Genomic DNA, 19,318 nt, shown 5'->3' with positions numbered 1-19,318 from the left:
GAAAATACTATTGCGAATAGCAGTTTAGTCATGGAAACGGGAGCTGTGCCAGGAGCCCCTGACACCTGTCTTAACAAACTGGAACAGATCTGGCTGTAAGGTCTGTGGATAATTCGCCACAAGAACAACCCCCGGGAGTGGGCAACATGAAATTTTTGAGTCAGTTAACAATACGAACGCGCTTACTGGTTGCCGTACTCGTGCCAGTACTGATTACGGCGGCCACCCTGGCGTGGATCACCGCAAAACAGATTCAGGAAAACGGCGAAGAGGAGCTCAAGCGTCTCGAGAGCAGCCTTCTGGAGGCCCGGAAGGCCGGGCTTCAGAACATGATTGATGCCGCCAAAGCGGTGGTCCTGGAAGCCAAGAACGACCCTTCGCTGAGCGAAGAGGAAGCGAAAGAGGCGGCTGCGGCTCGCCTACGTTCAATCCGCTTCGATAAAACCAATTATGTGTTTGCCTACACCCGTGATGTGTACAACCTGGCCTATGCTCCGGACCCGTCCAAGGAGGGGCCGACCAGTAACCCAACGCTGAAGCGACTGGTGGGTTCTCTGTTTGACGCCGCAGAGGATGACGGTTTTTACGGTTATGAGTGGATGAACCCAGCCTCCGGCAACGAAGAGCCGAAGATGTCCTACTCCACCATTATTCCGGATTGGGACTGGATGATCGGTGCCGGCGTTTACATCACGGATATCGAGCGGGAAGTGGCGGCTGCCCGGCAGGAAATTGAGGCGGGTATGTCGGCGACCCTGGGTTTCATTCTGCTGGTCACGGCGGTGGTTGTGGTGATCTCGTTGATCATCGGTGTCTTCGTTGGCCGTACGGTTACCTTGCCGCTGAAGACTGTCAGCAACATGATGCAGGAAATTGCCGATGGCGAGGGTGATCTGCGCCAGCGGCTGCCGGATGAGGGCAAGGATGAGCTGGCTGAGCTGGGCCGACGGTTCAATGCCTTTGTGATCAAGATCCAGAACACCATGCGGGAAGTGGGCGCCACTACCGATCAGGTGGCCTCGGCGGCGGAAGAGCTGAGCCGGGTGGCGAATGAAACCCGGGCATCGGTGCAGGAGCAGGGCTCGGAGACGGATCAGATTGCTTCGGCCATCAATGAAATGGCCGCCACCATTCAACAGATCTCCGGCAATGCCAACGAGGTTGAGAGTGCAGCGTCAGACGCGGACCGTATGGCCCGGGAAGGCGGTGAGACCATCAGCAGCGCCCAGGGTGCGGTCAATCAATTGTCGGAAGAAATTCAGGACACGGCGAAGAGCATTGATGCACTTGCCGAAAAATCTGACGATATCCAGCAGGTGTTGGATGTGATTCACGCTGTGACCGAGCAGACCAACCTGCTGGCTCTGAACGCAGCGATCGAGGCCGCCCGGGCGGGTGAGCATGGTCGTGGCTTCTCGGTGGTGGCTGATGAAGTACGTCAGCTGGCCAAGCGCAGTGCCGAATCTGCCGACCAGATACGCGGGATGATTGACGGTTTTGTAACGGAGTCCAAGGCAGCGGTTGAGCGCATGAACAAATCACGAAGGCGCTCGAGCGAGACAGTGGAGCGGATCAACCACGCAACCGACGCCCTGAAAACGATCGAGGCCTCTGTTGGGCAGATCCACGACCAGGTTACCCAGATTGCGACCGCGTCTGAGCAGCAGAGCCAGGTCGCCGAAGAGATCAACCAGAATGTGGTCCGGATTGTGGATGCGGCACAGCGCAGCGATACCGGCGTGACCCAGACCAACGAGGCCAGCCACGAACTGGCGCGCCTGGGCGAGAGCCTTCGGGAGCTGGTCGGGCAGTTCAAGGTCTGATATCGGCTCACGGTCTTCCGCTGACGGGCGACTGCGCTGATTGGCGGAACACTGTGAGCAGGCTATGATGGACGAGTAGCAGAAATACCTGTTTTCATACCAACAATAACGGAAGCCAATACAATGACAATCCGGAAAACACTGCTTGCGGCCGTCGCTGCCGCAGCGACTGTATTCAGCGTATCCTCGGTTGCCGAGGAAAACTTCACTTTGCGCCTTGCGCAAACCTGGGGGCCAAACTCGCCGATTCTGGGGGAGACTGTTCAGCACATGGCAGACATGGCGGAAACCATGTCGGATGGCCGACTGCAAATCCGCATCGATCCCTCCAACAAGCACAAGGCACCTTTCGGAATTTTCGACCTGGTGCGCAATGGCCAATATGACATGGGCCACACGGCGTCCTATTACTACAAGGGCACCATTCCCAACGCCATGTATTTCACCACGGTACCCTTCGGCATGATTGCTCCGGAACAGTATGCCTGGTTCTACCACGGTGGCGGCATGGAGCTCATGCAGAAAGTCTATGAGCCCTATGGCCTGATGTCGTTTCCGGGCGGAAACACCGGTAACCAGATGGGTGGCTGGTTCCGTGATGAAATCAAATCGCTGGAAGATCTGAAAGGCCTGAAGATGCGCACGCCGGGGTTCGCTGGCGAGGTGATGGCCGAGCTGGGTGTGGCGGTAACCAACATTCCGCCGGGAGAACTTTACAGTTCGCTGGAGCGTGGCACCATCGATGCAGTGGAGTGGGTCGGTCCGGCCCTGGATTTCCAGATGGGGTTCCACCAGATCGCCAAGTACTACTACTCGGGCTGGCAAGAGCCGGGCGCGGAAGTGCAGTTCCTGATCAATCAGGCGTCCTGGGACAAGCTGCCGAAAGATTTGCAGGAGATCCTGCGCATTGCGATGCGCACCGCTGCCTATGACATGTACATCCAGAGCACCCACGAAAGTGGCATCGCCTGGGATCGCATGAAGGAAGATTACCCGGACGTTACCCACAAGACCTTCCCGCCGGAGGTCATTGATGCCCTGCGCACGGCCACCAACAAGCTGTTGGCCGAAGCGGCAGAGAAAGATCCGCTGGCCAAGGAAATCATCAGTTCCCAGCGCGATTACCTCCAGCAGGTTCGCCAGTGGACCAACATCTCTGATAAAGCCTACCTCAACACCGTTGCTGAGTAGAGCCTGAACACAGTGGTGGCCAGCTGAAAGGCCGCTCAACTGAAAAAAGGGGCGCCGGGGTCGGATTACCCCGGCGCCCCTTTTTGTTTGTGTCGCTTTCTGGAAAAATAGGCCGCTCATTCCTTGGGCAGCGCCGATGAAACAGACACTGCTATCCCTGAGCAATCTCTCCAAGCAATTTAGTGGCAAAACCGTTCTGGACGGGCTGGATCTGGAGATCTTCGACGGCGAGTTCATTACTCTTCTGGGGCCGTCCGGCTGTGGCAAAACCACTCTGCTGCGCCTGGTGGCGGGCTTTGAGCATCCGGATCAGGGGACTATTACCTTGACGGGTCAGGACCTTACCCACACAGCGCCGGAGAATCGCCCACTCAATACCGTATTCCAGCACTACGCCCTGTTCCCCCATATGTCGGTGTTCGACAACGTGGCCTATGGCCTGAAAATGGAAAAGCGCCCGAAAGACGAGATTCGTCAGCGGGTTAAGGACGTCCTCGCCATGGTTCAGCTACAGGACTTTGCCCGGCGCAAGCCGCATCAGCTTTCCGGTGGCCAGCAACAGCGGGTTGCCATTGCCCGGGCCGTCGTGAAACGGCCGCGGCTGCTGTTGCTGGATGAGCCGCTCTCGGCCCTGGATTACAAGCTGCGCCGTACCATGCAGGTAGAACTTAAGCGTTTGCAACGGGAACTGGGTATCACCTTCGTGTTCGTCACCCATGACCAGGAAGAAGCGCTGTCCATGTCTGATCGGGTAGTCGTGCTCAAGGATGGACGGGTGCAGCAGCTTGGTACTCCCCGGGAAGTGTACGAGCGACCGGCGAACCTGTTCACCGCCCGTTTCGTGGGTGAAACCAATTTTTTCCCGGGCACGGTGGATGCGGTCCACGATGGCTCCATCACCGTGGACGTATTTGGCCTGAAACGGACTCTGCGCCGCCCGGATTTCCCGGTCAGTGAGGGTCAGACATTGCAGGTGCTGCTGCGCCCGGAAGATATCCGCGTGCTGGATCCGGCGGATGAACATGGGGTTGCCGGAAAGATCGTTGAACGTAATTACAAGGGCAGCACCCTGGATTCCGTGATTCACCTGAGCGACGGCACCGAGGTTCTCGCCAGTGAGTTCTTCGATGAAGACGATCCTGCCTTCGATTATCGGTTGGGCGAACCGGTGAAAGTGAGCTGGGTCGATGGTTGGGAATGGCTGCTTCCGGAGGAAGCGGCTCCGGCAGCGTCGCAAGAGGAATTCCCGGCCGATGCATAGCGTTATGCAGCAGCCGTTCAAAACCGCGGTTCTCATACTGGTCTGGGGCTGGCTTCTTTTCTTGGTGTTTGTGCCCAACCTCCTGGTGGTTGGCGCCAGCGTGATGACCCGGGATCCGGCCACGTTCCTGTCTCTGCCGCTGAATCTGGATGCCTACCGTCAGCTGTTCGACCCGCTGTACCTTGAGGTATTCCTGCATTCGCTCTACATGGCCGCAATGACCACGCTGGTGTGCCTGCTGATCGGGTATCCGTTTGCGTGGGCGTTATCAAAGGTCGGAAAGCCGCGGCAACTGGTGCTGATCTTCCTGCTGATTGTGCCGTTCTGGACCAATTCCCTGGTGCGGACGTATGCGCTCAAGCTGATTCTGGCCACCAACGGCTTGCTCAACAGCGGGCTGATGTCGATCGGTCTTATTGATGAGCCGCTTCAGTTGCTCTACACCGAAGGCGCTGTGATCATCGGGCTTGTGTACCTGTTGCTGCCGTTCATGATCCTGCCGCTGTATTCGGTGTTCGAGGATCTCCGGCAGGAGTTGCTGCTGGCATCCCACGATCTGGGCGCGGGCCGACTGTCCACCTTCATCCACGTGATTGTGCCGCTTACCTTGCCCGGCATTCTGGCCGGCGTCATGCTGGTGTTACTGCCGGCCATGGGGCTGTTCTTCGTGCCGGACATTCTCGGTGGCTCCCGAAACCTGCTGGTGGGCAATGTCATCAAGAACCAGTTTCTTGATGCCCGTAACTGGCCCTTCGGCGCCGCCGCCAGCATTGTTCTGACCCTGACCATGGCCTTTCTCATGTTCGCTCACCGCCTCAGCAAACGGCGCCTGGGTGAGGAGGGCGGCTCATGACCCGCTGGCTACCCCGTGTCTACCTGATGCTGGTTTACCTTCTGCTCTACGTGCCCATCGTGGTGCTGGTGGTGTTTTCGTTTAACGAATCCCGCACCGGGTATTCCTGGGGAGGGCTGGGCCTGCGCTGGTATGAGTCACTATTCAACAACCGGGCGATGGTTGGCGCCATGTGGAATTCCCTCTGGCTGGCGCTTTCGGCGGCAACCGTCTCTACGGTGATTGGCGCGCTCACGGCCCTGGCCCTGCACCGTTACCGGTTTCGGGGTAAAAAACTGCTGAACGGCATGCTTTTTGTAGTGATGATGTCGCCGGAGATCGTACTGGCGATTTCCCTGCTGGCGCTGTTTTTGCTGGTGGGGTTGCAGCTGGGCTACGTATCCCTGTTACTGGCCCACGTTACCTTTTGCCTGCCCTTTGTGGTGATTACCGTGATGGCCCGGCTGAGTGGTTTCGATGAAAGCCTGCCGGAGGCAGCCCGGGATCTCGGTGCCTCCGATTTCACCATGACCCGCACCGTGCTGATTCCCGTAATCATGCCGGCGTTACTGGCAGGCTGGCTGCTGGGGTTTACACTGTCCCTCGATGATGTCGTGGTCAGTACCTTTGTGAGCGGCCCCGGTTATGAAATTCTGCCCCTGCGCATTTACTCCATGGTGCGTGTGGGCTTGAAACCCGAGGTAAATGCCCTGGGCACACTGTTGCTGGTGTTTTCACTGGTTATGCTGATGTTGTCTCAATGGATTCTGATAAGGAGCAAACGATGAAGAAACTGGCACTGGCCGGCTTGCTGGCACTGGGATTGGCGGGTTGCAGTTCCGAGGAACCGCAGGTCCTCAACCTCTATAATTGGTCTGAATACATGCCCCAGGAAGTCCTTGACCGATTCACCGAGGAAACCGGAATACCGGTGGTTTACACCACCTACGACAGCAACGAAGCTATGTATGCCAAGCTGAAATTGCTGGACGACAGTGCTGCCTATGATCTGGCGGTACCCTCGACGTATTACGTCAGCAAGATGCGTCAGGAAGATCTGCTGATGCCCATCGACCGCAGCAAGATCGAGGGCTTCGATAACCTGGATCCGGAACTCACCAACCTGGATATCGACCCGGACAACCAGTACAGCGTTCCCTATCTCTGGGGCACCACGGGTCTGGCAGTTGATACTGCGGATATTGCTGGTGAGCCTGTGATGGCCTGGGAAGACCTCTGGGACGAGCGCTTCGAGGGCCGGGTGATGCTCACCAACGACATGCGCGAAGTGTTCCACGTGGGCCTGCGGGTTCTGGGTTATTCCGGCAACAGCACCGATCCGGAAGAAATCGAGGCCGCCTACGAAAAGCTGTCTGAACTGATGCCGTCGGTTCGTACCTTCAACTCGGATGCGCCCCGCATGCCGTATCTGGAAGGAGAAACCGACGTGGGCATGATCTGGAACGGCGAAGCGGTGATGGGCAAGGACGTTATGCCCAGCCTGGAATACGTCTATCCGAAGGAAGGCATCATCGCCTGGCTGGACAGCTTCGTGATTCCGAAGAACGCGAAGAACCCGGAGGCGGCACACAAGTTCATCAGCTTTGTTTTGCAGCCGGAAATTTCCGCGCTGATCAGCGAGGAAATTGGTTATGCGACGCCGAACCTGGCAGCGCGCGATCTGTTGCCGGACGACGTGGCGAACAACCGGGCCAGCTACCCGACAGCCACGGACATGATCAATGCCGAGTTCCAGACCGACATTGGCGATGAAGCCTTGCAGGTGTACGCCAAATACTGGGAAATGCTGAAATCGGGTCAGTGAGCGGCACTGAGCCGCATTGATTGCAGTGAAACGGAGGCCAAGGCCTCCGTTTTTTTGTTCCGGGTTTCACAAAACTGCAATACATGGTCTATAACTTCCTGATAACAAATGGTTAGCAAACTTTTGAACTTACCATGAGATAAGGAAACGTTATGGCCAGGTCCTCTCGTTCGACACGGAAGCACGCGGTGCTGTTGTCTGCCACTCTCGCCACAGGCGGTTTTGCCAACGCCACCGCGGCGGAAGAATTACGGCTGATCACCTGGGGTGGCTATGCCCCGGATGATGTGGTTGCCCAGTTTGAGGAAGAAACCGGGATTGATGTCCAGGTGACGCTTTCCAACAACGAAGACATGATTTCCAAGCTGCGTGCCACCGGCGGTGCCGGTTTTGATCTGGCGCAGCCAAGCCAGGACCGCATTGTCGGCGTGCAGCGCCAGTTCAATATCTACAAGCCCATCGATTTCAGCCGGATTGATACCGACCAGTTGCAGCCGGCCATGGTCAAAGCCACCCAGGATTCCACCGAGCTGGATGGCAAGTATTACGGCGTGCCGTCAGTCTGGGGCACCAGCGGCCTGATCGTGCATAACTCGGTGGCCGATGTGGTGACCGATTACACCGACCTGTGCGACCCGGCCGTGGCGGGGGAAGTCAGTTACCGGCTCAAGCGACCGACCCTGATCGGTTTCGCCTTTGCCATGGGCATGGATCCGTTTGCGGCTTACGACAATCGGGAAGAATACGAGTCAATCATGGCGAAAGTGCAAGACAAGCTGATCGACTGCAAGAGCAATGTGAAGACCTACTGGACCGGCGGTGATCAGTTGCTGGCGCTGCTGCGCACCGGTGAAGTGACCGCGGCCATGGCCTGGGATGCCGGCGGCTGGAAGCTCAATGCCGAGAACCCCGAGATCCGCTTCGTTGCTCCGGAATCTGGCGCCTTGGGCTGGATTGATACCTTCGCCATTCCCCGCCGCAGCGAGAACGAAGAGGCCGCCTACAAGTGGATCAACTTCGTGATGCAGCCGGAAATTGCCGCCCGGATTACCAACGCCTCCGGCAATTTCACCGCTTCCAAAGGCGCCGATGAATTTGTCAAGGCGGACCTGCGCGATGCCTACCGCGCCAGCTTTGATGAGGCTGCCATCAACAATATCAAATGGTATCCGCCGGTTCCGCCGGGGCTGGAAACCATGGAAGGTCAGGTGCTGGATCGCGTTCAGGCTGCGAACTGATCCCTATGGGAATGGATTCCGACCTGTTCTGCGAGGGATTGGTCCGCCGGTTCGGCAGTAATGCCGCGGTGGACCATATCTCCCTGGACGTGCCTGCGGGCACGTTTTTCTCGATTCTGGGTCCTTCTGGCTGTGGCAAAACCACCTTGTTGCGTTTGTTGGCCGGTTTCGACAAACCCGATGAAGGTGACATCCACATCCGTGGCCAGCGGATGAACGATGTTCCGCCCAACCGCCGGCCGGTGAACATGGTGTTCCAGCATCTGGCCCTGTTCCCGACCATGTCGGTAGGCGACAACATCGGTTATGGCCTGAAACGCCGGAAAGTACCCGTGGCGGAAAGACGCAGGCGCATTGCCCGGGTGCTGGACCAGGTGGGTTTGCCGGGGCTTGAATACCGTGATCCCCAAGAGCTCTCGGGCGGCCAGCGCCAGCGTGTGGCCCTGGCTCGTTGCCTGGTGCTGGAGCCGACGCTCCTGCTGCTGGACGAACCCCTCGGTGCCCTGGACCTGAAACTTCGCGAACAGATGAAGGTGGAGCTCAAACACCTTCAGAAACAGTTCGGCACTACCTTCGTGTACATCACCCACGATCAGTCCGAAGCCATGGTGATGTCTGATCAGGTAGCGGTGATGCGGGATGGTCGATTCGACCAGGTGGCGCCACCGGAAGAGCTTTACCGGGAGCCGGCGACGCCGTTTGTCGCGGGGTTTGTCGGCGACAACAATCGCCTGGCCGGTGAACTGGTGGCCATCCGGGACAATCTGGCCGAGATGCGCCTCGACGATGGCTGTCTGGTGCAGGGCAGGGTCGCATCCGGTGATCTGGAAGCCGGTCAACGGGCGGAATTGTATATTCGGCCTGAATCGCTTGTGCTCTCTGATGACGCTTTGAACGCCGGCTTTTCCGCTGTGCAGGCGCGGGTACGCACCACCCTCTTTGATGGTGCTAACAGCCGGGTAGAAGCGGAGAATGGCGGTCAACCGATCTATGCCCGGTTACCCCAGGACGGCTCGGCACCAAGATTGTCCGCCGATTCGACAATTCGGTTGGCCTGGGATCCGACCCTGGCCAGGGTGTTTGGAGCAGGTAGACCGTGAACTCCTCTGTCAGCCGTTTGTCACTGTGGTTATTGCTGACGCCGTTTTTGCTCTGGATCGTATTGCTCGTACTGTTACCCCACCTGCAGATGCTGCGGGTGTCGTTTCAGGTTCGTGAAAGCTGGGATACCCTCGCCTGGGGGCTACAGCAATATCAGAATTTCTTCACCGAATCCTATTACTGGCGGACCTTTGTGCGTACCGGGGTCATGTCTCTGTTTACCACCTTTCTGACCCTGATTATTGCCTTCCCCATTGCCTGGTACATCGCCCGGCTTGCCCGGGGCCGCGCCAAGGGCATCCTGTTCATGGCGTGCCTGATTCCCTTCTGGGCGAGTGAGTTGGTGCGTACCTACGGCTGGATGATTCTGCTGCGCGAAAGCGGGCTGTTCAGTTCGTGGCTTCAGGGGTTGGGTTGGGTGGATGGGCCGGTGGAAATGCTCTACAACGATGTTGCGGTCATCATTGGCCTGGTCTACAACGGCTTGCTGTTCATGGTAGTACCGCTGGTGACGACACTGGATGGCATGGACGAAAACCTGGTGGAAGCGGGGTACGATCTGGGCGGTGGCCACGGCACAGTGTTGCGAGAAATCGTGGTGCCTTGGGCCATGCCCGGCATTGTTTCTGGCTGCATTGTGGTGTTTATGCTCACCCTCGGAAGCTATTTGACACCGGTGCTGATGGGCGGCAAGGACAGTGCCTGGTTCACGGAGCAGATATTCACCCAGTTCATCACCCGGTTTAACTGGGAGCAGGGAGCGGCGTTGGGGGTCCTGCTGCTGGTGCTGTCGTCGGTCATCGTCTGGCTGGGCCTGAAAATCACCGGCCAGTCGTTACGCAAGGTGATGGGGTGAGGCAATGATTCGTTCCGTCCCCCGGTCCCGGCTGTTTGATGGTTGCTACCTGGCCTATCTCGTCGCGTTTTTTGTTTACCTGGCGCTGCCCCTGCTGGTCACGGCTGTTTTCGCCTTCAACGACGCCCCTTTCCCATCGCTGCCCTGGAAAGGCTTCACTTTGGACTGGTATTTCGCAGATGGCACCTATTCCGCTGATGGCTCTGGCGGTCGCACTGGGCTGTTCCACGATGACGGTCTGCTCAGGGCACTCTGGGTCAGCGCCAAAATTGCCTTCTGGGTTACCCTGGTGAGTGTGGCTCTCGGTTGTGTCAATGCGGTGTTGTTCGAGCGACTGAATTTCCGGGGCAAGGAATTCCTGTATCTGCTCATGTTGCTGCCACTGGTGATTCCCGGCGTGATTCTCGGGGTTTCCATTCTGGTGTTCTACAGCGGAATGGCTAACGACATTTCGGCGGCCTGGGGCATCGAGCTGGATGTATTCCGGCCCGGTATGACTCTGGTAGTGATGGGCCAAGTAACCTTTATTGCGACGTTGAGTACCCTGGTGATTGCCGCCCGTTTGCGCAAGTTTGATCCCCAGCTCGAAGAGGCTGCATTGAATCTGGGAGCTACACCGCTGGTGGCCTGGTTTACCGTCACCCTGCCCTGGTTGCTGCCGTCCATTTTCGGCGCCGCTGCCATGGCCTTTCTGATGTCCTTTGAAAACTTCAACACCACCGTTATGCTGACCGGAAGCGATACACCACTGACGGTGGCACTGTTCAACCGTTTGCGTGAGGGCTCGACACCGGTGCTGAATGCCGTGGCGCTGTTATTGATGGTGGGCTCGGCATTGCTGGCGCTGCTGGTGATGGGCCGTTCCGCACGTTGAGGGGGCCGCAACTCCTGCGGGGATAGGGCGATCGGGGCGGGCAGACAGCAACCGGGAGGTGCCATGAAATTCATGTTTGAGGTGCACGTTCAGGAGGGCCATACCGCCGAGGAATACGCGGACGCCTGGGTTCGGGCCAGTAAAATCATTCAGCAGGCACCGGGTGCCCGGGGCACTGAGTTGCATCGCAAGATTGGCAGCCCCAACACCCTGATCGCAATTGCGTCATGGGAGAGCAAGGAACGGCGGGACGCCATGGAGAGCCAGCATAATCCAGAGGTGGCAGCCATTATTCGCAGCGCTGCGCCCTTTGTGGAGATCAGGCTCCTAGGTGAGTTCGAGGACCCGGAATGGGTCGTGATGCCCCCCGCGGCGGACTCAGGCGAAACCATCCGGGTTTTCTATGATGGCGCCTGCCCCAGCTGTCGGCGAGACCGGCGGCAATACGAGCGCCTGGCCGGCCGTGCCGCGGATCAGGTGGAATGGGTCGACATTACCGGGCGGGATGAGGAATTGAGGGCCAAAGGGATCGACCCGAAAACGGCGCTCAAGGAGCTGCATGTTGAGGACCAGTATGGGGTTATCCACAGTGAGCTGGACGCCTATATCCTCTTAATGTCCCGAGCGCCATTACTCAAACCCCTGGCCTGGCTGGTCAGGCGGCCGCTGATTCGACCGCTGCTGAGCCGGCTTTATCACCGCATGGTGACAAGGCGCCTCGAGCGAACCGGTCGGATGCCCTGACAGGGGCCTCCAGATTGTTCGTGGAGTGGTTTATAATGAGAGTTGACCGCTCAATTACGCAGGTTTGCCTTCCTGATGCCTCTGTTTCGCCTGGCACGCCAAATCATCGTTCTGCTACTGGCCTTCATATTGCCCTCGCTGGCTGTTGCTGCCTCACAGGCCGTGACCGAAGGCTGGGAATACCGCTGGGGCGACTCCCCGTTTACTCCAGAGGGAGTGCCCGAATGGATTCTGAATAATGAACCGGGCCAGTGGCACAGTATCGGCTTTCCTTCCAATCCCCCCGGCCGGCAAGGGGCTGAAAATGTCTGGTTTCGAGTCACTTTGCCTGAGGGGGAGTGGCAGGAGCCGGTGCTCTATATCTTCAGTGTCGATCTGATCGTCCAGGTCTGGGTCGACGGTGAGAAAATCTACCAGTACGGCAACTTTGATGCTCACGGGCGGGGCCGGTTTGAGGGCTGGCCCTGGCACGAGATCGTGCTCCCTGAGGGCTACGAAGGCAAGCCGGTGTATTTTCGGATCTTCTCCAACTACACGGATATTGGTCTTTGGGGTGAAGTCGCCATCATGGACCATCCGGATCTGGTGCTGTATATCCTGAAAAATTCGCTGGAAGCCCTGGTCATTGCGGGCTTTGCGATGCTCATCGCCCTTCTCGCAATGATCTTCTCGTTTTTGCAAACGGAAAAGAAAACCTTTGCGAGCATTTCGCTGTTTACACTGTCTTCCGCTTTGATGCTGGTCTCCGAGAGTCAGGCCAGCCTGTTGATCGCCTACCAGCCATTGATGTGGGACTACCTGGCTGCGGGTTCCTATTACATGTTGCCGGTGGCGATGGCTCTGCTGCTGGAGCAGTGGCTGACTAACCATCGACCCTGGGTGATCAACGTGATCTGGAAGGTGCATCTTGTCTATCTGGTTGGCGCGCTGCTTGGCGCTCTGGCGGGCGTGTTTGACCTTTCCTCCACCTTCCCGCCATTTGATGCGCTGTTTCTGGTGTCCCTGGTGGTCATCTTTGCGGTGGTTGTTCGCCGCATCCGCGGGATGCTCAGAGAGCAGCAGGTTTTGCTGCTGGCGTTCGGTATCTTCTGCGCCCTGCTTATTGTCGATATGGCGGTAGCCCACGGAGTCCTGCCCTGGACCAGAGTGCCTGTGAGCTGGGGCATGCTGGTGTTCTCGTTGGCGGTGGTGCTGATATCCCTCTGGCATTATGCGGGCACCCAGGACGCCCTGACGCGGTTGAACGCCTCCCTTGAGGAAAAGGTGGCCGAGCGTACCGCCAAGGCAGAAGCACTGGCCCGCAGGGAGCAAGCCAGAGTACGAATGCTGACCTTTGAGAATGAGAAGAACCGGATTCTCGGGGACGTGATTGCGCAGCTGCAGGATTGTCTTGGCCTCAAGCAGGCCTTCGCCGTTCTGGCCCGTAGTCTTCCCGATCTCTGCAGCCCCCTTCAGGGGGCTTTTTATCAACGGGGTTCCGGCGAGCGCTTCGACCGGGTTGCCGTCTGGGGCTATGGTCGGCCGGCCCCGTTGCCGGTCGTGCTGGATGCCCGTAAGGGCCTGCCCGTGCCCTCGACATTGGCGGAGCTGAAACAATTGCAGGATTCCGAAGTGGCGAGTGGGGATGCTGGCTATCCGCCCCTTTGTTTCTGGATCAACGTAGAGTCTGCCAGTGCCGGTATTGTGACCGAAGGCATCCTGCTTCTTGACGGAGAGGGTGTTTTCGCAAAAGCGGAGAGTGAATATGGCTCAGCGCGGCTATTTTCAGCTCTTGACCAGTCGATACAGAGAATTGGCATAACCCTTTCGAGCATTGCCCTGCGGGAAGAGCTTCAGAAATTCTCTTACGAGGATGCGCTGACCGGGCTCAAGAATCGCCGTTATTTTGATCAGCTGTTCGAGCATGAGAGCGTTGTGGCCCAGCGCAACGATCTACCTCTTTCTCTTCTAGTCATCGATATCGATCATTTCAAGCACTTCAATGATACCCATGGTCATGAGGCCGGCGACTGCGCTCTGCAGACGGTGGCGAGCATCCTGCAGAGGCAGTTCAGGGAAAGTGACATCGTCTGCCGTTATGGCGGAGAGGAGTTTGTGGTCATCATGCCTGGTGCGACTTCGGAGGCGGCCCATGACAAGGCCAGCCAGCTTTGTCAGGCGGTGAGGGATGTGCCTATCACCTACCACGGCCGGGATCTCGGCGTACTGACGGTCTCTGTGGGTGTTGCTAACTGGCCGGCCGGCAGTGACAAACCTGAACAGATTCTGGGTCGGGCCGACCAGGCGCTTTACCGCGCCAAGGAAGCCGGCCGTAATCGTGTCGTGGTTTTCGGGTGAACTGTTAAACCACCAACACCGGGCACTCGGCGTGAGACGCCACCCGGTGAGACACGCTGCCCAGGAACATACCGTCCTTGTCACTGTTGGTGCCCTTGGAGCCGACTACAATCAGGTCAGCCTCCTTGTCCTTGGCAAACTGGACGATCACTCTGGATGGCTTGCCGGCTTTGACGAAGCCCCTCACATGGGTAGCTCCGCGTTCCTTTGCCAGTTCCTTGGCATGGTTGACCACCCCTTTGGCGTAATCCGATAACACCTTGTCCGGAATATCCATACCTTCCGGCCGCCCGATCGACAGCGATGCCTCAAACAGACTGTGATGTTTGTAGACGCAGAGTAGGAAAATCTCCGCGTCGGTCAGCTTCTGCAGCTCGATGGCCTTGTTCATAGCGTCGAACGACGTCATTGAACCATCGACTGCTACCAGAATCCGTTTGAACATGTGGCTCTCCTATGTATTCACTCTTCAGGGTGGTCAAATCACCTGAAGGCCAGGTCGCGCAGGAACAGGGCAATCTGCGGGAAGGCGATGAGCAACCCCGCGGCGGCCACCAGCATTAAGATAAACGGCGGAGTGCCCCGGATAACGTCAAGGTAGGGCCGCTTGAAGATGGCAATCGCCGTAAAGATGTCACAACCAAAGGGTGGTGTGGCCGACCCTATGGCCACCTGCAATGTAATAAGCACGCCCACCAACACCGGATCCAGCCCCGTCGCTTGAATGGCCGGCGCGAAGATAGGCGTCAACACCAGAATCACGACGATCGGGTCAACGAACATGCAGGCAACGAAGAAGGCAATACAGATGGTGATCATCACACCAACCGGGCCCATGTCGCTGACCCCCACCGAATCAAGAATGGCCTGGGGAATCTGTGCAAAGGAAATAATCCAGGAGAAGCCGGTGCCCACAGCCACCAGGATGAAAACCACAGCAGTAATCAGGCCGGTCGACTTGGCAATGCGGTAGATGTCCGGCAGCTTGAGCGATCGGAATACCGCGAATTCCAGCACGAACGCATAAAGTACGCAGACAGCGGCGGCTTCGGTAGGGCTGAAAATGCCGCCATAGATGCCGCCGACAATAATAACCGGGAAAAACAGCGGCCATAGGGCCTCTCGCATGGCTACGCCTCGTTGACGCCATGTGGATTTTTCCTCGGTTGGCAGGTGGTTGACGTGGGCGTAGATCAGGCAATAGATCGAAAACATGACCAGAATCATCAGCCCCGGGCCGATGCCGGCAATGAAGAGTTCGGCAATAGAGGTCTCGGAGATAACCCCGTAAATAATGAAACCAATACTGGGGGGGATCAGGAAGGCGATGTCACTGGAGTTAATGATCAACGCGAGCGAAAACGAGTCGGAATAACCTGCTTTAAGCAGTTTGGGTCGCAGGGGCGAGCCAACAGCTACAACTGTCGCCTGGGTTGACCCAGACACGGCACCGAACAGGGTGCAGGAGGTGGCTGTACTGATAGCCAGGCCGCCTTTTACGTGGCCGATAAACGCCATCACCATGTTGATCAGCCGGTCTGCGGACTGGCCGCGGGTCATGATGTCTGCTGCCAGGATAAACATCGGAACTGCAATCAGCGATGCCGGGCGAATACCCGCCATCATCTGCTGGATGAAGGTTCCCATCTGTCCGAAACCATCGAACATCATTACAAAGCCAACAAGGGCACCGGCGATCAAAGGCACCATCATCGGGAAACCCAGCAGAAGCAGCCCGATCATGATCACCATCATTATCGTTGCCATGATTTTCTTCCTTTGTTAATGCAGCTTCGGAGGGTCAGACCTCGGACTCGGTATCTGCGTAACCATCCACCACACCGGTGGACAGATAAACATCCTCGCTGGTTAAATTCTTGATAGCAGTCAGGAAATACTGAATGCCGGTAATGGCAAAGCCGACTGGTGCCCAGACGTATATCCACCAGATTTCGAAACCGAGCGCCGGGAGAATTCTGCCTCGGCTGTAGAGGGTTTCGATGTAGCCGTAGGAGTGATAGCACAGGAAAAACATTATCACCGATGTGACCAGGGCAATGAAGATCATGAGTGCTTTTCTGGCCTTGGGGGGAAAAGCATCGTAGATCGCAGACATTCGGATATGCCGGCCGTGGCGGGCTGCATAGCCTATACCTGCGAACGTAATCAGAATGATCAGTATTCGGTTGATCTCACCGGAGAAGAAAAACCCTTCACCAAATACGAAGCGGGCAATGACATTAGAACAGGTGTTAACGGCCATCAGGATCACGCCCATGGCGAGCATGACCGCTTCCAGTTTACTGATGAAGACATCAATGGTTCCCAGAAATCCGGGCAAGCCAGACTCAAAGGAACCTGTGTCGTCTTCAAGATCCGGGGAATTCTCGGACATGGGGTTTGCTCCAGAGCATGTCGCTCCCGGCCGGCAGGAATCCCCGGCGGGGCGGGGTTAGCAAAGCTTCCCGCCGGCATCCGCCGGCGGGAATGGTTCCTACAGGTTCAGTCCTACTGAACTTCTTTCAGATCTTCTTTGAACTGGTTCAGAAGTTCTTTACCGCTCTCACCGGTCATTTCGATAAATTTCTTTTCCACCTGGGGCGCACGGGCCTTGAAGGCTTCAATCTGTTCACCGGTCAAACGGGTAACGGTAACTTCGTCACTGGCTTTCTGGATCTTGGCCAGGGCTTCGTCGGCGAGACCGTCGATGTGCACAATGATTTTCTCAAAGGCGTAATCTGCCGCGTCCTGAACCAGCTTCTTGTCTTCGTCGGAAAGGCCGTCATAGAAGTTCTTGTTGGCCATCATGGCGGTGGTGAACCAGCCGTGGCTCGTGAAGACCAGGTTCGGAGACACTTCATACAGGCCGCCGGACTCGATCCAGAAGATCGGGTTTTCCTGCCCCTGAATCATGTTGGTCTGCAGGGCGCCGTAAACCTCACCCCAGGGGAGCGGGGTCGGGGTTGCACCGAAGGCGGAATAGGTTTCAGAAAGAAGCGGGTTGGTCATGACCCGGATCTTCTTGTTGTTGAAATCCTCAGGCTTGGTGACCGGCTCATCGACAGTCACAACCATTTCACCTTCCGGGTACATCTTCAGTAGCTCCAGACCATTCTGGGCATACAGCTTCGGAAACGCTTCGTTGATCGCCTCACTTTCCCGGAAGAATTTGATGACCGTATCCATGTCGGTGGGCATCAGGTAGGGGATAAAGAAAATCTGGGCTTCGGGGATCAGTGCGCCGGTGAAGCCGGGGGACTGGTTCACGAATTGTAGGATGCCAGCCTGAGTCTGCTCCATGATGTCGTCAGACTCACCCAGCTCGCCAAACCGGTAAACCTGCACAGAGTGGTCAGAATTGTCTTCGACGTATTCCTTGAAATCGTATGCGAATACATCCTGCACGTCGCCTTCATACTCTTCATGTGCATAGCGCCAATTAGCGGCGTTCACAGAGTTTGCTGCGGTCATAGCCGCGAACGCGACTGCTGAAATTCCAGCCAGTTTCTTGAACTTACTCATGCTGCTCATCGTGCTTTCTCCGTTCGTTTTTTTGCTGAAATTTATTGTTACATTATTAAAGACTGGCAAAACAAAGCCGTTTTCGCAAGAAAATGGCCAAAACAATCATTTCAGCAGTGGAGATTTTGCCGGTTTCGCAAGTTCATGAAATCACGGTCGATTCATATCTGAAAGACAGCTTTGAAGGAATTGATGGAACTCACTGACCACCCGATCAACACTATTTTCCAGTCGGTGACCATCGGACAGAACCAGTATGGATAGTCTCTGTTTCCGGGCCAGATCGAGCACGGGCGTAACCGGAACCACGTCGTCATCCCAGCCATGAATGATCTGGCTGTAGCGGGCCCGGATTACCGGGCTGGACTGGGGATATTTGGCCATGGCCAGTGCCGGCGCCAGGAGAAAGCAGCCAAGCACCGGTGTTTCCGAGCTGGTCTGGGCACACACCCAGCCGCCCATACTGGAGCCCGCCAGAATGGTGGTCGCCTGAGTTGCGCCGCTACGGTTCATGGCTTCACGCAGCTGCGCCAGCCGGGTTGCCGGGTCTTTCGTGCTTCGGTGATCGATGGCGTGGGCCTGAACGTTGGGGAAGGTCTCGGCCTCGGCTTTCATGGCCTGAATCTTGGTGCTGCCCGGTCCACTTTCCAGGCCATGGGAGAGGAATACGTGGGTTGTGGCGTTTGTCATTGGGTTGGTGCTCCGGCAGCTATTTTAGCGATTGCCTGGTATCTGCGAGGATATCCAGTGCATGACGGCGCTTTGCAGGGTCGTAAATGTCCACGGTGAACATTAATTCGTCGAATTCAACGGTCGCCAGAATCTTATTCAGTTGTTGCCCGATGGCTTGTGCATCGCCTTGCAGTTGTAACGCAAGGAAATCCTTGACGCTTGCCTTCTCACCCGCATTCCACAGACCATCCATGGAGTCCACTGGTGGCTTCATCCACAGCGGTTGCCCCCTGAACAGCGCAAGAATGCGTTGGTAACTGGTGGTCGCCAAATGTTGCGCCTCTTCCATCGAGTCAGCGGGAACTGCCGGAAGCGCCAGGATGGCGTAAGGCTTGTCGAGCTGTGCGGACGGCTGAAAGTTATCGCGATAGACCTTCAGGGCCTCCCGGTAGAGTCGGGGGGCAAAGTGCCCCGCAAAGGCGTAAGGCAGGCCGCGCATCGCCGCCAGCTGGGCACTGTAAAGGCTTGAGCCCAGTAGCCAGATGGGCACGTTGGTACCAGCGCCGGGTATGGCCTTCACCGGTTGGCCGGGGCGCAGGGGGCCCAGCAGTGACTGCAAGCGGGCCACATCTTCCGGGAACTGCTCTGCGCCCAGTCCATCGCGCCTCAGCGCTCGGGCAGTGACCGGATCGGTGCCAGGCGCACGACCTAATCCAAGATCAATCCGCCCCGGGTAGATGCTTTCCAAAGTGCCAAACTGTTCTGCAATCACCAGCGGTGGGTGGTTTGGCAACATAACACCGCCAGAGCCAACCCGGATACTGTCTGTTTTCCCCGCGATGTGCCCAATCAGAACCGAGGTGGCAGAGCTGCTGATACCTTCCATGTTGTGGTGCTCGGCCAGCCAGAATCGTTTGAATCCAAGCTTCTCCGCCCTTTGGGCGTAGGCAACGCTGTTAGCCAGCGTGATGCCCACCGAGTCGCCTTCACGTACGGAGGCAAGTTCAAGCAGCGAGTATTCAGGACGGTCAGGCATGGAACT

The 19,318-nt window shown here is 57.2% G+C and carries 18 protein-coding genes and 1 pseudogene; 13 read left to right on the top strand and 6 right to left on the bottom strand.

The window, feature by feature from the left end:
- The first annotated feature begins 146 nt into the window (after positions 1-146).
- The 13 genes and pseudogenes from ACN0XM_RS01210 to ACN0XM_RS01150 all read left to right on the top strand — a co-directional run bounded on the left by ACN0XM_RS01210 (position 147) and on the right by ACN0XM_RS01150 (position 14,082).
- Positions 147-1,823: a methyl-accepting chemotaxis protein gene (locus ACN0XM_RS01210; RefSeq protein ID WP_417565086.1), complete on the top strand. Its 1,677-nt coding sequence runs from the start codon at positions 147-149 to the stop codon at positions 1,821-1,823.
- A gap of 123 nt (positions 1,824-1,946) precedes the next feature.
- Complete coding sequence (locus ACN0XM_RS01205; RefSeq protein ID WP_417565085.1) at positions 1,947-3,014, top strand: TRAP transporter substrate-binding protein; 1,068 nt, start codon at positions 1,947-1,949, stop codon at positions 3,012-3,014.
- A 136-nt stretch (positions 3,015-3,150) separates the two neighbouring features.
- A complete protein-coding gene (gene potA, locus ACN0XM_RS01200; RefSeq protein ID WP_417565084.1) occupies positions 3,151-4,275 on the top strand; it encodes a spermidine/putrescine ABC transporter ATP-binding protein PotA in 1,125 nt (374 codons plus the stop codon).
- Entirely contained in the window at positions 4,268-5,128 is an 861-nt protein-coding gene (potB, locus tag ACN0XM_RS01195) for a spermidine/putrescine ABC transporter permease PotB (protein ID WP_417565083.1), read from the top strand. The genes potA and potB overlap by 8 nt, the downstream gene beginning before the upstream one ends.
- Positions 5,125-5,895: a spermidine/putrescine ABC transporter permease PotC gene (gene potC / locus ACN0XM_RS01190; protein ID WP_417565082.1), complete on the top strand. Its 771-nt coding sequence runs from the start codon at positions 5,125-5,127 to the stop codon at positions 5,893-5,895. The genes potB and potC overlap by 4 nt, the downstream gene beginning before the upstream one ends.
- Positions 5,892-6,932: an extracellular solute-binding protein gene (locus ACN0XM_RS01185; protein WP_417565081.1), complete on the top strand. Its 1,041-nt coding sequence runs from the start codon at positions 5,892-5,894 to the stop codon at positions 6,930-6,932. Before potC ends, ACN0XM_RS01185 begins: the two co-directional genes overlap by 4 nt.
- Positions 6,933-7,084: 152 nt before the next feature.
- Entirely contained in the window at positions 7,085-8,170 is a 1,086-nt protein-coding gene (locus ACN0XM_RS01180) for an extracellular solute-binding protein (protein WP_417565080.1), read from the top strand.
- A gap of 5 nt (positions 8,171-8,175) precedes the next feature.
- Positions 8,176-9,270, top strand: a complete 1,095-nt coding sequence (locus ACN0XM_RS01175) for an ABC transporter ATP-binding protein (protein WP_417565079.1) — start codon at positions 8,176-8,178, stop codon at positions 9,268-9,270.
- A complete protein-coding gene (locus tag ACN0XM_RS01170; protein WP_417565078.1) occupies positions 9,267-10,127 on the top strand; it encodes an ABC transporter permease in 861 nt (286 codons plus the stop codon). Before ACN0XM_RS01175 ends, ACN0XM_RS01170 begins: the two co-directional genes overlap by 4 nt.
- A gap of 4 nt (positions 10,128-10,131) precedes the next feature.
- On the top strand, positions 10,132-11,001 hold the full coding sequence (locus ACN0XM_RS01165; protein WP_417565077.1) for an ABC transporter permease: 870 nt from the start codon (positions 10,132-10,134) through the stop codon (positions 10,999-11,001).
- A gap of 63 nt (positions 11,002-11,064) precedes the next feature.
- Positions 11,065-11,370, top strand: a pseudogene (locus ACN0XM_RS01160) (antibiotic biosynthesis monooxygenase family protein); the annotation flags it as partial.
- Positions 11,362-11,745 (top strand): thiol-disulfide oxidoreductase DCC family protein, encoded by a 384-nt coding sequence (locus ACN0XM_RS01155; protein ID WP_417565503.1) that lies wholly within the window; start codon positions 11,362-11,364, stop codon positions 11,743-11,745. The pseudogene ACN0XM_RS01160 and the gene ACN0XM_RS01155, both read left to right, overlap by 9 nt.
- A gap of 75 nt (positions 11,746-11,820) precedes the next feature.
- Positions 11,821-14,082: a diguanylate cyclase gene (locus ACN0XM_RS01150; protein WP_417565076.1), complete on the top strand. Its 2,262-nt coding sequence runs from the start codon at positions 11,821-11,823 to the stop codon at positions 14,080-14,082.
- A 4-nt stretch (positions 14,083-14,086) separates the two neighbouring features.
- Here the strand turns inward: ACN0XM_RS01150 and ACN0XM_RS01145 are convergent, their stop codons facing one another.
- From ACN0XM_RS01145 to ACN0XM_RS01120, 6 genes are all read right to left on the bottom strand, one after another.
- A complete protein-coding gene (locus tag ACN0XM_RS01145) occupies positions 14,087-14,527 on the bottom strand; it encodes a universal stress protein (protein ID WP_417565075.1) in 441 nt (146 codons plus the stop codon).
- A 38-nt stretch (positions 14,528-14,565) separates the two neighbouring features.
- A complete protein-coding gene (locus tag ACN0XM_RS01140; RefSeq protein WP_417565074.1) occupies positions 14,566-15,849 on the bottom strand; it encodes a TRAP transporter large permease in 1,284 nt (427 codons plus the stop codon).
- Positions 15,850-15,883: 34 nt separating this feature from the next.
- On the bottom strand, positions 15,884-16,477 hold the full coding sequence (locus tag ACN0XM_RS01135) for a TRAP transporter small permease (RefSeq protein WP_417565073.1): 594 nt from the start codon (positions 16,475-16,477) through the stop codon (positions 15,884-15,886).
- A 113-nt stretch (positions 16,478-16,590) separates the two neighbouring features.
- Positions 16,591-17,613: a TRAP transporter substrate-binding protein DctP gene (dctP, locus tag ACN0XM_RS01130; protein WP_417565072.1), complete on the bottom strand. Its 1,023-nt coding sequence runs from the start codon at positions 17,611-17,613 to the stop codon at positions 16,591-16,593.
- A gap of 141 nt (positions 17,614-17,754) precedes the next feature.
- A complete protein-coding gene (locus ACN0XM_RS01125; RefSeq protein WP_417565071.1) occupies positions 17,755-18,294 on the bottom strand; it encodes a YqiA/YcfP family alpha/beta fold hydrolase in 540 nt (179 codons plus the stop codon).
- Positions 18,295-18,313: 19 nt separating this feature from the next.
- Positions 18,314-19,312: an LLM class flavin-dependent oxidoreductase gene (locus tag ACN0XM_RS01120; protein WP_417565070.1), complete on the bottom strand. Its 999-nt coding sequence runs from the start codon at positions 19,310-19,312 to the stop codon at positions 18,314-18,316.
- Positions 19,313-19,318 lie beyond the last annotated feature (6 nt).

This window comes from Marinobacter sp. (genome assembly GCF_048269445.1).
In the GTDB taxonomy this organism is placed as follows: domain Bacteria; phylum Pseudomonadota; class Gammaproteobacteria; order Pseudomonadales; family Oleiphilaceae; genus Marinobacter.
Note: the sequence above shows the minus strand (reverse complement) of the source record. Positions and strands in the feature narration are given on the sequence as shown.

Excerpts from the sequence above, each read along its gene's own strand:
- ACN0XM_RS01210 (WP_417565086.1), top strand. The coding sequence starts at position 147 with ATGAAATTTTTGAGTCAGTTAACAATACGAACGCGCTTACTGGTTGCC.
- ACN0XM_RS01205 (WP_417565085.1), top strand. The coding sequence starts at position 1,947 with ATGACAATCCGGAAAACACTGCTTGCGGCCGTCGCTGCCGCAGCGACT.
- potA (WP_417565084.1), top strand. The coding sequence starts at position 3,151 with ATGAAACAGACACTGCTATCCCTGAGCAATCTCTCCAAGCAATTTAGT.
- potB (WP_417565083.1), top strand. The coding sequence starts at position 4,268 with ATGCATAGCGTTATGCAGCAGCCGTTCAAAACCGCGGTTCTCATACTG.
- potC (WP_417565082.1), top strand. The coding sequence starts at position 5,125 with ATGACCCGCTGGCTACCCCGTGTCTACCTGATGCTGGTTTACCTTCTG.
- ACN0XM_RS01185 (WP_417565081.1), top strand. The coding sequence starts at position 5,892 with ATGAAGAAACTGGCACTGGCCGGCTTGCTGGCACTGGGATTGGCGGGT.
- ACN0XM_RS01180 (WP_417565080.1), top strand. The coding sequence starts at position 7,085 with ATGGCCAGGTCCTCTCGTTCGACACGGAAGCACGCGGTGCTGTTGTCT.
- ACN0XM_RS01175 (WP_417565079.1), top strand. The coding sequence starts at position 8,176 with ATGGGAATGGATTCCGACCTGTTCTGCGAGGGATTGGTCCGCCGGTTC.
- ACN0XM_RS01165 (WP_417565077.1), top strand. The coding sequence starts at position 10,132 with ATGATTCGTTCCGTCCCCCGGTCCCGGCTGTTTGATGGTTGCTACCTG.
- ACN0XM_RS01155 (WP_417565503.1), top strand. The coding sequence starts at position 11,362 with ATGCCCCCCGCGGCGGACTCAGGCGAAACCATCCGGGTTTTCTATGAT.
- ACN0XM_RS01150 (WP_417565076.1), top strand. The coding sequence starts at position 11,821 with ATGCCTCTGTTTCGCCTGGCACGCCAAATCATCGTTCTGCTACTGGCC.
- ACN0XM_RS01145 (WP_417565075.1), bottom strand. The coding sequence starts at position 14,527 with ATGTTCAAACGGATTCTGGTAGCAGTCGATGGTTCAATGACGTCGTTC.
- ACN0XM_RS01140 (WP_417565074.1), bottom strand. The coding sequence starts at position 15,849 with ATGGCAACGATAATGATGGTGATCATGATCGGGCTGCTTCTGCTGGGT.
- ACN0XM_RS01135 (WP_417565073.1), bottom strand. The coding sequence starts at position 16,477 with ATGTCCGAGAATTCCCCGGATCTTGAAGACGACACAGGTTCCTTTGAG.
- dctP (WP_417565072.1), bottom strand. The coding sequence starts at position 17,613 with ATGAGCAGCATGAGTAAGTTCAAGAAACTGGCTGGAATTTCAGCAGTC.
- ACN0XM_RS01125 (WP_417565071.1), bottom strand. The coding sequence starts at position 18,294 with ATGACAAACGCCACAACCCACGTATTCCTCTCCCATGGCCTGGAAAGT.
- ACN0XM_RS01120 (WP_417565070.1), bottom strand. The coding sequence starts at position 19,312 with ATGCCTGACCGTCCTGAATACTCGCTGCTTGAACTTGCCTCCGTACGT.